1 rRNA gene is annotated in these 1,623 nt (G+C 54.8%); it reads left to right on the top strand.

The features are described 5' to 3' along the window. Positions 1–39 precede the first annotated feature (39 nt). Positions 40–1,591 (top strand): 16S ribosomal RNA (locus FN960_RS20630). Positions 1,592–1,623 lie beyond the last annotated feature (32 nt).

Raw genomic sequence — 1,623 nt, 5'->3', positions numbered from 1 at the left:
CGCAAAGCAAGTCAGCAATGAGCAATCAGCTCATCCACTTTTATGGAGAGTTTGATCCTGGCTCAGGACGAACGCTGGCGGCGTGCCTAATACATGCAAGTCGAGCGGACGATTGAAGAGCTTGCTCTTCAATCGTTAGCGGCGGACGGGTGAGTAACACGTGGGCAACCTGCCTTAACGACTGGGATAACTCCGGGAAACCGGGGCTAATACCGGATAACATCTAGCACCTCCTGGTGCGAGATTAAAAGAGGGCCTCTGGCTCTCACGTTAAGATGGGCCCGCGGCGCATTAGCTAGTTGGAGAGGTAACGGCTCCCCAAGGCGACGATGCGTAGCCGACCTGAGAGGGTGATCGGCCACACTGGGACTGAGACACGGCCCAGACTCCTACGGGAGGCAGCAGTAGGGAATCTTCCGCAATGGACGAAAGTCTGACGGAGCAACGCCGCGTGAGTGATGAAGGGTTTCGGCTCGTAAAGCTCTGTTATGAGGGAAGAACAAGTGCCATTCAAATAGGTTGGCACCTTGACGGTACCTCATCAGAAAGCCACGGCTAACTACGTGCCAGCAGCCGCGGTAATACGTAGGTGGCAAGCGTTGTCCGGAATTATTGGGCGTAAAGCGCGCGCAGGCGGCCTCTTAAGTCTGATGTGAAATCTTGCGGCTCAACCGCAAGCGGCCATTGGAAACTGGGGGGCTTGAGTACAGAAGAGGAGAGTGGAATTCCACGTGTAGCGGTGAAATGCGTAGATATGTGGAGGAACACCAGTGGCGAAGGCGACTCTCTGGTCTGTAACTGACGCTGAGGCGCGAAAGCGTGGGGAGCAAACAGGATTAGATACCCTGGTAGTCCACGCCGTAAACGATGAGTGCTAGGTGTTAGGGGTTTCGATGCCCGTAGTGCCGAAGTTAACACATTAAGCACTCCGCCTGGGGAGTACGGCCGCAAGGCTGAAACTCAAAGGAATTGACGGGGGCCCGCACAAGCAGTGGAGCATGTGGTTTAATTCGAAGCAACGCGAAGAACCTTACCAGGTCTTGACATCCTTTGACCACTCTGGAGACAGAGCTTCCCCTTCGGGGGCAAAGTGACAGGTGGTGCATGGTTGTCGTCAGCTCGTGTCGTGAGATGTTGGGTTAAGTCCCGCAACGAGCGCAACCCTTGACCTTAGTTGCCAGCATTTAGTTGGGCACTCTAAGGTGACTGCCGGTGACAAACCGGAGGAAGGTGGGGATGACGTCAAATCATCATGCCCCTTATGACCTGGGCTACACACGTGCTACAATGGATGGTACAAAGGGTTGCGAAGCCGCGAGGTGAAGCCAATCCCATAAAGCCATTCTCAGTTCGGATTGTAGGCTGCAACTCGCCTGCATGAAGCTGGAATTGCTAGTAATCGCGGATCAGCATGCCGCGGTGAATACGTTCCCGGGCCTTGTACACACCGCCCGTCACACCACGAGAGTTTGTAACACCCGAAGTCGGTGAGGTAACCTTTTGGAGCCAGCCGCCGAAGGTGGGACAGATGATTGGGGTGAAGTCGTAACAAGGTAGCCGTATCGGAAGGTGCGGCTGGATCACCTCCTTTCTAGGGAGTAATACTTCTAGTCGATCGCACCA

This window comes from Alkalicoccobacillus porphyridii (assembly GCF_007293315.1).
Lineage (GTDB): Bacteria > Bacillota > Bacilli > Bacillales > Bacillaceae_D > Alkalicoccobacillus > Alkalicoccobacillus porphyridii.
Note: the sequence above shows the minus strand (reverse complement) of the source record. Positions and strands in the feature narration are given on the sequence as shown.